Genomic DNA, 13,284 nt, shown 5'->3' with positions numbered 1-13,284 from the left:
CAACAACTAACAATGTCAGTCTAGATTTTTTGTTTCTTTTTCATCAATGGAAAAAGAAAGAGAAGACCTTTTAATTTCAATTGGTTCTCGATACATTATTTGTTCCATTTCATTACACAAAAAACATTCGCCCCGAATGTTCGGGGGATTGCTTTAGGTTACAAAAACAAGAGTCAAAACTAAAAATCATCAACCATAAACTTTCAACCAGTTTTTATACTAGCGGCATTACAAAGGAGTAGTTTCTGAACACAATGGAAACAAAACGACTGTAGTAATCTGTATATTAAGAATACTATTGTAATTTAATAGTAGTATGATGTTCTGTTAACACCTAATAGAGACAAAAGTGCAACATTTGTAGAAAGATTGATTGTTCTTATTAGTCTCGTTTAAGTTAGTTTGAAAACCGATGTTAAAAAAGCATCGGTTTTTTATTTTACCAATATGAGTAAAGCACCAATAGCGGTTAAAACCAAGATCATTTTTCTGTAAAACTTATCTTTGATATGTTTCACCAATTTTACGCCTATAAAAATACCTACAAGAATTCCAGGTAATAGTTTAAGGTTTAATAATAAGGTCTCTTCTGTTACAGTTTCCCAAACAAAAAAGTGAAAAGGAAGCTTTAAAACGTTTACAATTAAAAACAACCACGCAGCCGTACCTATAAATTCGTTTTTAGGGAGGCGCATAGCTAAAAAATAAATATTAGAAAGGGGACCGGCCAAATTGCCGACCATTGTGGTAATACCAGCTAATAAACCAATAGAACCAGCAAAAGCCCAATGCGTAGGAACCGCTTTGGATTTTTTTTGATCCCACCAAAACATCATCAATACCGTTAGAAGAATCATAGCACCCATACAATACTTAAATGTTTTTTCTGGTAAGTCTTTGCCTATCAAAACCCCAAGTAATAGACCTACCAATACCCATGGTAGAAATTTAACAATATACTTCCACTGTGTGTGTTTATTGTAGTAGATCACCGCAAATAGGTCTGCGACAACCAGCATTGGAACCAAGATTCCGGTTGATATTTTAGAACTAAATGCAAGTGCCATAAGGGTAACTGCAATAATTCCGATTCCTTTAATTCCTGCTTTGGATACGCCAACCACTATTGCGGCTGTAAAAGCCATTAAATATGTAGTTGTTGTAATTTCTGATGCTATTAAGAGATTCATTCGTGATGTTTAGCGAAAAAAAACAAATGTATTCTAAAAAATAATACCTTTACGAATTAACCAACTACTAAAAAATGGAATTAAGTACACTAGATTATAGTCTTATCATTGGATTTTTCACAATTGTATTGGCTATAGGTATCATTGTCTCAAAAAAATCAGGAAAAAGTTCCACAGAATATTTTTTATCAGGTAGGACAATGCCATGGTGGTTATTGGGTCTTTCTATGGTGGCTACTACTTTTTCCACTGATACTCCTAACCTAGTAACGGATATTGTGAGAACAAATGGTGTATCTGGTAACTGGGTCTGGTGGGCATTTCTAATAACGGGAATGTTAACCGTTTTTGTCTATGCGAAACTCTGGAGAAAATCAAATGTAAATACAGATTTAGAATTTTACGAATTGCGATACGGTGGTAAACCTGCTAGCTTTTTAAGAAAATTTAGAGCGGTATACTTGGGCGTTGTTTTTAACGTCATTACTATGTCTGCCGTAACATTGGCCGCCATCAAAATTGGGGGTATTATGTTGGGCCTAGAGCCATGGCAAACGGTAGTAAGCGCCGGCTTAATTACAGTTACTTTTAGTGCTTTAGGAGGTTTTAAAGGAGTAGTATATACCGATTTCTTATTGTTCTTTGTTGCAATGGGTGGTGCTATAGGTGCAGCTTATTATTTAGTGAATTTACCAGAAGTAGGTGGTATCACAAAGTTATTGGCTAATGAAAATGTTTCAGATAAACTTTCAATCTTACCAGATTTTAGTAATACAGAAGCCATCATAACTTTGTTAATTATTCCGTTGGCAGTACAATGGTGGAGTTCTTGGTATCCAGGCGCAGAACCAGGTGGTGGGGGTTATATTGCACAACGTATGTTGGCCGCAAAAGATGAAAATCACGCTATTGGGGCAACCTTCTTTTTTAATATTATGCATTATGCTTTACGCCCTTGGCCATGGATTTTAGTGGCTTTGGCATCTTTGGTTGTTTTTCCAGATTTAGCGAGTATAGCAGAAGCATTTCCAAATATCACAGAAGATAAATTAGGGCATGATTTAGCGTATTCTGCGATGCTTACCAAATTGCCTAGTGGTTTGCTAGGGTTGGTATTGGCATCCTTAATAGCAGCCTATATGAGTACTATTTCTACCCAATTAAACTGGGGGTCTTCGTATATTGTTTATGATTTTTACAAGCAACAGGTAAACCCTAAGGCATCAGAAAAAAGATTGGTAGCTGTAGGTAGAATTTCAACGGTTATTTTAATGGTTTTAAGTGCAGTACTTGCTTTGTTAATGCAAAATGCAATGGAAATCTTTGAAATGCTACTACTTTTTGGTGCCGGTACAGGATTAATATTTATTTTACGTTGGTTCTGGTGGCGTATCAATGCATGGACAGAAATATCTGCCATGTTTGCTTCGGGAGTTTTATCCATTTCATTAAAAGTTACACCATTAGGTGATTATCTTTTTGCAGCTGATACTGGGGTATTTCCAAGTTGGGGAGAGATTCCGTTTGTAGTATTGATCACCACTATCGTATGGGTTGTTGCAACCTATCTTACTCAACCAGAGTCTAAAGAGGTGTTGAATAGTTTTTACAAGAAAATCCAACCAGGAGGTCCAGGTTGGGCTAAAGTTGTAGAAGACGCCAAAACGGATAATATAGAAATCGTTAATCCTAATGAAAAATGGAGCGTTCCTTCAGGAATTGGCGCTATGGTATTAGGGTGTGTGCTAATATACAGCTGTATGTTTGCAACGGGGTATTGGATATACGGAAAAACAACACAAGCTATAATTATTACTGTAATTGCTTTTGTATCAGGTTTCTTACTTATTAAAGCATGGAACAGAATGAAAGACGATATATTGTAAAACTATAAATTGAAAGAAAGAGTAATATCGGTAGATATTTTTAGGGGACTTACCATTGTCTTGATGATTTTGGTAAATAACCCTGGAACTTGGTCGGCTATATACGCTCCATTTAAGCATGTGCCCTGGGATGGGTATACGCCAACAGACTTAGTATTTCCTTTCTTTTTGTTTATTGTAGGAACCTCTATTGTATTCTCATATCAAAATAGAACCATAAACGGTGCTGTCTATCGGAAAATTGCGATTCGTTCTCTTAAGTTAATAGGGTTGGGATTGTTTTTAGGAGCTTTTACACTTTCATTGCCATTTATTAAAGACTTTGATAACATTCGTTTCCCAGGTGTTTTGCAACGTATTGGAATTGTCTTTTTCTTTAGCGCCTTATTGTTTGTAAAATTAAATTGGAAAGTACTAATTGGGATTTGTATAGCAATTCTAGTAGGGTATTGGCTGTGGATGGGTTTTGTGCCCTTAAACAGCATGGATCCCACTTATGAAAGGGCATCAAACAACTGGGCTAATTTTGTAGATTTAGAGGTTTTTGGCACTCATATGTGGCAAGATGATTACGATCCTGAAGGTTTACTTAGTACCTTACCTGCCATAGCTTCTGCACTTCTAGGAGTTTTTACCGGGCTTATACTTAGGTCTAAAAGAGAAGACAAAACAAAAATATTGGTTGGATTGGGTATTGGTATGCTTGGTTTGGGGCATCTTTGGGATTTGGTTTTTCCAATAAACAAAGCCTTATGGAGCAGTAGCTTTGTGCTGGTAACTGCGGGTTGGGCAAATATTATATTGGCTCTGATCTATTATTTCTCAGATGTAAAAGGCAAAAAGTTTGGCAGCATTTTTAAATATGCAGGCGCCAATGCCATAGCGGTTTATTTCTTATCTAGTTTTATTGCTAAATTGTTTGGGCTACTCAAAGTTGGGGATATCTCGGTACATGGCTGGTTGTTTAAAAATATATTTGTGTATGATTTTATGGCTATGGAATTGTCATCTTTACTGTATGCCTTAACCGTGGTAGCTTTTTATGTGTTGCTGGCCTATGCCTTGTACAGAAAAAATATCTTTATAAAGGTATAAGTCCTAATATGCCTTTTTCTAAAAGAATCAAAACAGCAACTATACTTTGTCTGTAGTCGAAAATGGACTCATTGCTTCTCCAATTTTTAAGAGCGTTGCTATTTCTTCCGTTGTAAAATCATAGGACGTTGGCTTTGCAATACCTAAAGTACCATACAATTGACCCTGTAGCAGCATAGGAACAGCAATAGAGCCTTCTACCTTAGTTTCTTTGGCAGCCGGACGGGCAACGCCAGAGTTATCTGTTTGCAGGTTACACATCTCTACAGCTTGTTTGCGTTCGGCAGCGATACCCGCCATTCCTTTTCCTACGGGTATTTCTGATAGTTTTGGAAGTAAAAAATCGGGGATACCTACCTGTGCTTGAAGCTTTAAAAGCGTAGTTCCTGCTTCTAAAAAATGAATCGTGCCTGTAGTACAATCAAAAGAAGAAATAATTGTTTCTAATAGGTGTTGCCAATTTATGGTTGGTGCATTTAAAAGTTTAGCAACGGCTTCTAATTGTAATTTGTTTATGTTTTCCATAGTATAATTTCTAATTGCGTAAAGCTATTAATTTACTGACGTATTTTCCAATAACATCAAACTCTAGGTTTACCACACTGCCTTTTTTGTAGGTGTTAAACACAGTATGTTCAAAAGTATAGGGTATTATGGCAACGCTAAAGGTGTTTTTTCCAGAATTCACCACGGTTAAACTGGTGCCGTCTATAGTTATTGATCCTTTTTCAATGGTGATATTGTTGTATGCGGCATCGTACTCAAAACTAAAGATAAAACTCCCATCCCTTGTATCAACAGAAGTACATACCGCAGTTTGGTCTACATGGCCTTGTACTATATGTCCGTCTAATCGGGTTCCTAGGACCATGGCTCGTTCTAAATTAACAGGACTGCCTTCTTTTAAAAGTGAAAGATTCGTTTTTTGCAAGGTTTCGTCTATAGCTGTAACCGTATAGCTAGTATCATCTAAGGCAATCACAGTTAAACAAACGCCATTGTGGGCAACGCTTTGGTCTATCTTTAATTCAGAAGAAAGTGAAGATAGTATGGTAATATGTAAGTTGCTATCTTCTTTACGTAATGTAGTTACTTTCCCTAAAGTTTCTATAATCCCAGTAAACATATCGTTTTTATTAAGTAGTTTTGTGCTGTAAATTTAGACATTATACAGTTGAATTATGCAAGAAGGCAAAAAAATTAAAGTAGGTATTTCCATTGGCGATTTAAACGGAATTGGCTGCGAAGTTGTGTTAAAGACTTTTGAAGACATTCGCATGTTAGATTTTTGTACGCCTGTAATTTTTGCATCGAATAAGACGATTTCCTTTCAGAAGAATGCATTGAATTTAGAGTTGAATTACAATGGCGTGAATGATGCGGAAAACGCATTGGAGAATAAGATAAACGTTGTTAATGTTTGGAAAGAAGTGCCAAGAACAAATTTTGGTGAAGCTACCAAGGAATGTGGCAGTTATGCCTTAAAATCTTTACAGGCAGCGACTCAGGCGTTAAAGGAAAACAAAATAGATGTTTTGGTTACAGCCCCAATTAATAAAAACAACATACAGTCTGAAGAATTTAATTTCCCAGGTCATACGGATTATCTGGCGAAGGAGTTAAACGGAAAAAGTTTAATGTTTATGATAACAAACAGCCTAAAGGTTGGGTTGTTAACAGATCATATTGCGGTTAAGGATGTTGCCGCAGCAATAACGCCGGCGCTTATAAAAGAGAAAGTGGCCACCATAGAAAAATCCTTGATAGAAGATTTTGGAATATCGAAACCTAAAATCGCCTTATTGGGTATAAACCCGCATAGCGGAGATAATGGTGTTATTGGCAAAGAGGATGATGTGGTTTTAAAGCCAACAATAACAGAACTGGCTAGCAAAGGTAAATTGGTTTTTGGCCCCTATTCCGCAGATAGTTTTTTTGGTTCAGATGCCCATTCTAATTTTGATGCTGTTTTGGCAGCCTATCACGATCAAGGTTTAATTCCATTTAAGACCTTGTCTTTTGGAAAGGGGGTGAATTATACAGCTGGATTAAGCAAAGTACGTACATCACCAGATCACGGAACAGCTTATGAAATAGCAGGGATGGGAAAAGCAGACCATAGTTCGTTTAAAGAAGCCGTTTTTACGGCAATAGAAATCTATAGAAATAGGGAGGAATACAAAGAACTTACTCAAAATCCGTTAAAAAAGCAACGAATTAAGAGAAAGGAATAACGTTAAAAGTCTTGTTTTTATTAATAAATACCAGTAATTTAAGGCAAAATTGAAGCTTAATTTTAATGATGTAATATATTTATCATTAATAGTTGGGTTTTAGTAAAATAATAATATCTTTGCACCCGCCTTTGAGTAGGCTGGTACTTTTAAATTTAGTGTTGTTATGATGAAGCTAAAGGAGTTTTCCATTCCTTTTTCGGGATTAAAACAAGGAAAACACAATTTTGAGTATAAAATTGATAATACGTTCTTTGAATCTTTTGAGTACTATGAGTTTAATGCTGCTGCTATTGATATAACGGTAGAATTAAATAAAATGAGTACTTTGTTGGAGTTTGGAATGAAAGCAAAAGGCATTGTAAATGTAATTTGTGATATTTCTAGCGAACCTTATGACCAAGGCATCAATTCTAGTTTAGAGTTAATGGTAAAGTTTGGGGAAGAATTTAATGACGAGAATGAAGAAATATTGATAATTCCCAATGGAGAATTTCAAGTAAATATTTCGCAATACCTTTATGAAATGTTGGTGTTGGCCGTTCCGTTAAAAAGAGTACATCCAGGAGTTTTGGATGGCACTTTAAAATCGAAAGCTGTAGATAAGTTAGAAGAACTACAACCAAAAGAAGAAAAAGAAAACAAAGAAGATAATGATCCCAGGTGGGACGCATTAAAAAAGTTAATAACGGATAAATAAAGTTTCATAATGGCACATCCTAAGAGAAAAATTTCAAAAACCAGAAGAGACAAGAGAAGAACGCACTATAAAGCGGTTGCTCCTACAATTGCAAAAGATTCTACAACAGGAGAAATTCACTTGTATCACAGAGCACATTGGCACGAAGGTAAATTATACTACCGTGGACAAATTTTAATTGACAAGACAGAAGAAGCTGTAGCATAATTCTGTTTTTATATAATATTTGAAACTCTCACTTGATAAGTGAGAGTTTTTTTATTTTTTATCAAATTTTATCAAAAACATCAAATTTTGACAAAAAGTCGTAAAAAATGACTAATTTTCCATTACATTTAGACTTTTTTCTAACTTTTTGATTCAAAAATCAAATGTAGTATGAGTAAGATATCAGCGGCAATTACCGCAGTAGGTAAATATGTTCCTGACTTTGTTTTAACCAACAAGGATTTGGAAAAAATGGTAGAGACTAATGATGAGTGGATTACGTCAAGAACGGGAATTAAGGAGCGCCGAATATTAAAAGAAGAGGGTAAAGGAACCTCTTTTATGGCAATAAAGGCCGCGGAAGATTTACTGCAAAAAAGCGGTACAGATCCCAAAGAAATAGATCTTATTATAGTAGGAACAGCAACACCAGACATACAAGTTGCGGCTACGGCCGCCTATGTAGCATCAGAAATAGGAGCAAGTAATGCTTTTGCCTATGATTTGGAAGCGGCATGTTCTAGCTTTTTATACGGGATTTCTACGGCTAGTAGTTATATAGAGTGTGGAAGGTATAAAAAAGTACTATTAATTGGTGCAGATAAAATGTCTTCCATTTTAGATTATACAGATAGAACTACATGCATCATTTTTGGGGATGGTGCTGGAGCGGCACTTTTTGAACCAAATGAAGAAGGATTAGGATTTCAAGACGAATACCTTAGATCAGATGGTATTGGACGAAATTTTCTAAAAATAGATGCCGGTGGATCTCAGTTGCCAGCTTCGGAAGAAACGGTTAAAAACAAACAACATTTTGTGTATCAAGATGGTAAAACCGTATTTAAGTTTGCAGTTTCTAATATGGCAGATGCTGCTGCAAAAATAATGGAACGGAATAACTTGGAAGAAAAGGACGTAGATTGGTTGGTGCCTCATCAAGCCAATAAACGTATTATAGATGCTACCGCTAAGAGAATGGGCGTGAATCCATCTAAAGTTATGATGAACATTCAGAAATATGGAAATACAACATCAGCTACCTTGCCCTTATTATTGGCTGATTATGAAAAGGAATTAAAAAAAGGAGATAATCTTGTATTCGCCGCTTTTGGAGGTGGTTTTACTTGGGGTTCTATTTATTTAAAATGGGCCTATAACTCTTAAAATTATATAACTACAATTAAACAAAATCTAATTTTTATGGATATTAAAGAAATTCAGAATTTAATTAAGTTTGTTGCCAAATCTGGGGCTAGCGAAGTTAAATTGGAAATGGAAGACATTAAAATTACCATCAGAACAGGTGCATTAGGTTCTTCTAGCGGCGAGACAACCATTTTACAACAAATTCCTATGGGGCAACCTCAAATGGGGCAACAACCTGCGGCAGCGGCACCTACTGAGGCGGCACCTGCTAAAAAGGAAAGTGAAGATGATAAATACATAACTATAAAATCACCTATTATTGGAACATTTTATAGAAAACCATCTCCAGACAAACCATCTTTTGTAGAAGTAGGAGACACTATTAACCAAGGCGATGTACTTTGTGTAATAGAAGCAATGAAACTTTTTAATGATATCGAATCTGAAGTTTCAGGGAAGATTGTAAAAGTGTTGGTTGATGATTCTTCTCCGGTAGAATTTGATCAACCTTTGTTTTTAGTAGACCCATCATAAGAAGTTTTAAGCGCTAAATACAATGAAGGTATTTAGAAATTAGAATTTTAATTTTAAATTTCATTAGATGTTTAAGAAAATACTTATTGCAAATAGGGGAGAAATAGCGTTGCGTATTATTAGGACCTGTAAAGAAATGGGGATTAAAACTGTAGCGGTATATTCAAAGGCAGACGAAGAAAGTTTGCACGTTAGATTTGCGGACGAAGCCGTTTGTATTGGCCCTCCTCCAAGTAGCGAATCTTATTTAAAAATACCGAATATTATTGCTGCAGCAGAAATTACCAATGCCGATGCAATACACCCAGGATATGGATTTTTATCTGAAAATTCAAAATTTTCAAAGATCTGTGCAGAGCACGAAATTAAGTTTATTGGAGCCTCTGGCGAACATATAGACCGAATGGGAGATAAAGCCAGCGCAAGAGAGACTATGAAAAAAGCAGGGGTGCCAACCATTCCTGGTTCTAAAGGCTTGTTAAAGGATGTGGCTGAGGCTAAAAAAGTAGCTGCAAAAATGGGATATCCTGTTATGGTAAAAGCTACTGCTGGTGGTGGAGGTAAAGGAATGCGTGCTGTTTGGTCTGAAGATAAAATGGAATCCCTTTATGAAAGTGCTGTAAAAGAAGCAACAGCAGCCTTTGGTAATGGAGGAATGTATATGGAAAAACTCATCGAAGAGCCTAGACATATCGAAATTCAAATCGTTGGTGATCAATACGGGAAAGCCTGTCATTTGTCAGAAAGAGACTGCTCTATTCAACGACGCCATCAAAAGTTAACAGAAGAAACTCCTTCTCCATTTATGACAGATCAGCTGCGTAAAGATATGGGAGAAGCGGCAGTTAAAGCAGCGGAATTCATCCAATATGAAGGAGCTGGAACCATAGAATTTTTGGTTGATAAACATCGAAACTTCTATTTTATGGAGATGAATACCAGAATCCAGGTAGAGCATCCTATAACTGAACAAGTGGTAGATTACGATCTAATTCGTGAGCAAATATTAGTTGCTGCTGGTGTTCCAATCTCTGGAAAAAATTATTTTCCAAAATTACATTCAATAGAGTGTAGAATTAATGCGGAAGATCCTTATAACGATTTTAGACCCTCACCAGGTAAAATTACGACTTTGCATACGCCAGGCGGACATGGAATACGTTTAGATACTAATGTATATAGTGGGTATACCATTCCTCCGTATTACGATTCTATGATTGCGAAGTTAATTACTACGGCACAAACCAGGGAAGAAGCGATAAATAAAATGAGACGTGCCTTGGATGAATTTGTAATTGAAGGTGTAAAAACTACCATTCCTTTTCACAGGCAATTAATGGACCATCCTGATTATTTAGCAGGAAACTATACAACTGCTTTTATGGAAACCTTTGAAATGAAACCAAAACCGGTAGAATAGGTTTATAAAACGCTTAAAAAAATCCATTTTTGTGTCCTATTAAGGTACAAAAATGGACTTTTTGATTTTAGGAGGAGGAACTACTAGTTCTTGGCAATATAGATGGTAATATAGTTATAAGCTGGTAACCCAATTTGAAATGCATAGGGTAAGGTGGTGTTGGGAACCGAAAGAATCTTTTAATTTCTTTTCCTGGAAATTGAATTCAACGGATTAGTCCCTATTTTAGTAGTATGAATTTTAGTTATTGGGAATATAAAACCTGGTTGTCGGCTATAGATTTTACTATTGTTGGTAGCGGTATTGTAGGGCTACACTGTGCTTTGTACCTAAAGGAACGTTTTCCTAAGGCCAAGGTTTTAGTACTAGAAAAGGGAATGTTACCACAAGGAGCTAGCACTAAAAATGCCGGATTTGCTTGTTTTGGGAGTCTTTCAGAGATCTTATCAGATTTAGAAACCCATTCAGAAGCATCAGTTGTTGCCTTGGTGAAAAGGAGATTAAATGGCATTGATTTGTTGCGTGACAACCTAGGCGATGCTGCAATTGGCTATAAAAATTACGGAGGTCACGAGCTGTTTTTAGAACATAGGACTGATTTGTACGAGCATTGCTTGGATCAAATGGGGCGTGTAAATAAGATGTTACAAGTTGTTTTTAAAAATGCACCTTTTAGTACAAACGCCAATAGTTTCAATTTTAAAAAAATACAAGATAATTATATTACCCATGCCTTTGAGTCGCAAATTGACTCAGGTAAAATGATGCAAAATTTATTGTATAAAGTACAACAACAAGGCATATTTATTTTAAACAATATTCAGGTACAGGCGTTTACAACCCTAAATAATAGTGTAGCAATACAAACGGATGCCTTTACCTTACAGACAAAAAAGTTACTGGTTGCCACTAATGGTTTTGCAGCGCAATTATTAGAAGAAAATGTGAAACCGGCACGTGCACAAGTTTTAATAACAAAGCCTATAAAAAATTTACATATTAAGGGGACTTTTCACTTGGATGAAGGTTATTATTATTTCAGAAATATAAATAATAGAATACTACTAGGAGGCGGAAGAAATTTAGACTTTGAAGCAGAAGAAACGGTAGAATTTGCACAAACTAAAGTAGTGCAAAATAAACTTGAAGAACTGCTTAAAAATACGATTTTGCCCAATACAACTTTCGAAATAGATCATAGGTGGAGTGGAATAATGGGTGTTGGAAAACAAAAAGATCCGATTGTAAAACAAATTGACCCTCATGTTTATTGTGGAGTTCGGTTAGGAGGTATGGGTATTGCCATAGGGAGTTTAGTAGGTAAAGAATTAGCAGCGATAGTAGAATGGTAGATAAAAGAGCACTTTTACAGTTTTGTGAAAGTTTTATAAACAATAGGGTTTCTAGAATTCAATTAAATATTTCAGGAATACAAGAGTCCCTTACTTCGGAAACAAAAAGTAGTGCTGGCGACAAGCATGAGACGGGTAGAGCTATGCTACAGTTAGAACGCGAAAAATTGGGGCAACAGTTGCTAGAAGCGGAAAAGATTAAGCAAAACTTATCTAAAGTAGTTTTAAAAGTAACAACTGAAACAATTGGTTTGGGCAGTTTGGTTGCAACCGCAAAAAGTAATTATTTTTTAGCCATATCTGCAGGAGAATGTAAGGTGGGAAACTCAAAAGTTTACTGCATTTCTCCAGACACTCCAATTGGCAAATTAATCCGTGGTAAACGCAAGGGAGATCATTTTATTTTCAATGGTGAAAGTATTGGCATTACCGCTGTTCATTAATGTAAAAACCCCTACTTACCAATGAGGTTAGTAGAAGATCTTTACAAAAAAGAGGAACCATTAATTTACAGAAATTGTGTTGTTGGTAGCTGTAGGATTTAAAGGGCAAAAGTAAACATAGTCTCCTTTTTCTAAAACAGTAGCCTTAGATTTTTCAGATGTACCAGTAGCAACTGCTTTTGTAACATAGGCTGTTTTAATATGGTTCTCTGGTTTACTAATATCTTCTCCCTTTTTCACCAATACAAAACCAACATCATGGCCTACGTTTTTGTTTGTAATTTCAAATACATATGTACCTTGTTTAAGGGTTAATTTTTTCTGAATAAACTCACCTTTAACTTGCGCTAAAGAAACTACTTTAGAAGTGCTTTGGTCTATTTTTGCTTGCGCATTACTTGTAAATACAGTGCCCAGTACTAATGCTACTACGATTGCTATTTTATTTTTTAAATTTTTCATCTTTTTTTTATTTAATTGTATGTTGGTATCTATTAAGCTTCTATTGTATTTAATGGCTGTGCTAATGGAAAATCTATAGGTACTTGGGTAGTACTGTGAACATAATTAGAGATGGTTTTATCGCCAACTAAAACGATGGTATCTATTAGGTTTTCTTTGGTGTAACCCGCATTTAAAAAATTTTCTAAAACTGTAGCATCTGTTGCTCCTCTTTTTTCTGTAATGTTTTTAGCGAATGCTGCTAAACCATTTAACTTGGTGTTAAAAGAAGCTTTGCCTGCCCTAAGTTCTAATATTTCTTCATCTGTAAACCCATTCATTTTAGCTATTGCTGTATGTGCAGACAAACAGTAAAAACACTGGTTAACTTCGCTAACTGCTAAGTTTACTGCTTCTTTTTCTTTAGCAGATAAAGTGGTTTTTGCACCACTTAAATTGAGGTAGTTTTCTAATGCATTATTAGAATGTGCGTACGCCGCGTAGAGGTTTGGCACAAAACCTACTTTCTTCTCTAGGGAGTCAAAAATATTTTGATTTTTTTCACTTACTTCTGCTCTTGTTAATACGTTGAATTTGCTCATAATTTTTGATTTAATGTCATTTTAAAGAATG

15 protein-coding genes are annotated in these 13,284 nt (G+C 35.6%); 10 read left to right on the top strand and 5 right to left on the bottom strand.

Going from position 1 to position 13,284, the window contains the following annotated elements:
• Positions 1 to 434: 434 nt before the first annotated feature.
• A complete protein-coding gene (locus MWU65_RS15520; protein ID WP_247079416.1) occupies positions 435 to 1,190 on the bottom strand; it encodes a sulfite exporter TauE/SafE family protein in 756 nt (251 codons plus the stop codon).
• Between the two features lie 74 nt (positions 1,191 to 1,264).
• Here MWU65_RS15520 and MWU65_RS15515 point away from each other — a divergent pair, with 74 nt between their 5' ends.
• Both MWU65_RS15515 and MWU65_RS15510 read left to right on the top strand, forming a co-directional pair.
• Positions 1,265 to 3,076, top strand: a complete 1,812-nt coding sequence (locus tag MWU65_RS15515; protein ID WP_247079414.1) for a sodium:solute symporter family protein — start codon at positions 1,265 to 1,267, stop codon at positions 3,074 to 3,076.
• 9 nt (positions 3,077 to 3,085) lie between these two features.
• On the top strand, positions 3,086 to 4,171 hold the full coding sequence (locus tag MWU65_RS15510; RefSeq protein WP_247079412.1) for a heparan-alpha-glucosaminide N-acetyltransferase domain-containing protein: 1,086 nt from the start codon (positions 3,086 to 3,088) through the stop codon (positions 4,169 to 4,171).
• Between the two features lie 39 nt (positions 4,172 to 4,210).
• Here the strand turns inward: MWU65_RS15510 and MWU65_RS15505 are convergent, their stop codons facing one another.
• Together MWU65_RS15505 and MWU65_RS15500 are read right to left on the bottom strand one after the other, a co-directional pair.
• The gene (locus MWU65_RS15505; RefSeq protein WP_247079410.1) at positions 4,211 to 4,696 is read right to left on the bottom strand and encodes a GAF domain-containing protein; all 486 of its coding nucleotides are present in this window, start codon (positions 4,694 to 4,696) and stop codon (positions 4,211 to 4,213) included.
• Between the two features lie 10 nt (positions 4,697 to 4,706).
• Complete coding sequence (locus MWU65_RS15500) at positions 4,707 to 5,297, bottom strand: riboflavin synthase (protein ID WP_247079409.1); 591 nt, start codon at positions 5,295 to 5,297, stop codon at positions 4,707 to 4,709.
• Between the two features lie 55 nt (positions 5,298 to 5,352).
• Between MWU65_RS15500 and pdxA the strand changes: the two genes are divergently transcribed.
• From pdxA to MWU65_RS15460, 8 genes are all read left to right on the top strand, one after another.
• On the top strand, positions 5,353 to 6,405 hold the full coding sequence (gene pdxA, locus MWU65_RS15495; protein ID WP_247079408.1) for a 4-hydroxythreonine-4-phosphate dehydrogenase PdxA: 1,053 nt from the start codon (positions 5,353 to 5,355) through the stop codon (positions 6,403 to 6,405).
• Positions 6,406 to 6,571: 166 nt separating this feature from the next.
• A complete protein-coding gene (locus tag MWU65_RS15490; RefSeq protein ID WP_247079407.1) occupies positions 6,572 to 7,105 on the top strand; it encodes a DUF177 domain-containing protein in 534 nt (177 codons plus the stop codon).
• A 9-nt stretch (positions 7,106 to 7,114) separates the two neighbouring features.
• Positions 7,115 to 7,312 (top strand): 50S ribosomal protein L32, encoded by a 198-nt coding sequence (gene rpmF / locus MWU65_RS15485; RefSeq protein WP_247079406.1) that lies wholly within the window; start codon positions 7,115 to 7,117, stop codon positions 7,310 to 7,312.
• A gap of 171 nt (positions 7,313 to 7,483) precedes the next feature.
• Positions 7,484 to 8,479, top strand: a complete 996-nt coding sequence (locus tag MWU65_RS15480; RefSeq protein WP_247079405.1) for a beta-ketoacyl-ACP synthase III — start codon at positions 7,484 to 7,486, stop codon at positions 8,477 to 8,479.
• Between the two features lie 36 nt (positions 8,480 to 8,515).
• Positions 8,516 to 8,995: an acetyl-CoA carboxylase biotin carboxyl carrier protein gene (gene accB / locus MWU65_RS15475; RefSeq protein ID WP_247079404.1), complete on the top strand. Its 480-nt coding sequence runs from the start codon at positions 8,516 to 8,518 to the stop codon at positions 8,993 to 8,995.
• Positions 8,996 to 9,062: 67 nt separating this feature from the next.
• Complete coding sequence (gene accC, locus MWU65_RS15470; protein WP_247079403.1) at positions 9,063 to 10,415, top strand: acetyl-CoA carboxylase biotin carboxylase subunit; 1,353 nt, start codon at positions 9,063 to 9,065, stop codon at positions 10,413 to 10,415.
• A 233-nt stretch (positions 10,416 to 10,648) separates the two neighbouring features.
• On the top strand, positions 10,649 to 11,767 hold the full coding sequence (locus tag MWU65_RS15465; protein ID WP_247079400.1) for an FAD-dependent oxidoreductase: 1,119 nt from the start codon (positions 10,649 to 10,651) through the stop codon (positions 11,765 to 11,767).
• On the top strand, positions 11,761 to 12,210 hold the full coding sequence (locus tag MWU65_RS15460) for a 3-oxoacyl-ACP synthase (RefSeq protein WP_247079399.1): 450 nt from the start codon (positions 11,761 to 11,763) through the stop codon (positions 12,208 to 12,210). Before MWU65_RS15465 ends, MWU65_RS15460 begins: the two co-directional genes overlap by 7 nt.
• 60 nt (positions 12,211 to 12,270) lie before the next feature.
• On the opposite strand, the gene MWU65_RS15455 is transcribed toward MWU65_RS15460, so the two are convergent.
• Positions 12,271 to 12,672, bottom strand: a complete 402-nt coding sequence (locus MWU65_RS15455) for a plastocyanin/azurin family copper-binding protein (protein ID WP_247079398.1) — start codon at positions 12,670 to 12,672, stop codon at positions 12,271 to 12,273.
• Between the two features lie 32 nt (positions 12,673 to 12,704).
• On the bottom strand, positions 12,705 to 13,253 hold the full coding sequence (locus MWU65_RS15450) for a carboxymuconolactone decarboxylase family protein (RefSeq protein WP_247079397.1): 549 nt from the start codon (positions 13,251 to 13,253) through the stop codon (positions 12,705 to 12,707).
• Between the last annotated feature and the right edge of the window lie 31 nt (positions 13,254 to 13,284).

Source organism: Cellulophaga sp. F20128, assembly GCF_023015805.1.
GTDB lineage: Bacteria > Bacteroidota > Bacteroidia > Flavobacteriales > Flavobacteriaceae > Cellulophaga.
Note: the sequence above shows the minus strand (reverse complement) of the source record. Positions and strands in the feature narration are given on the sequence as shown.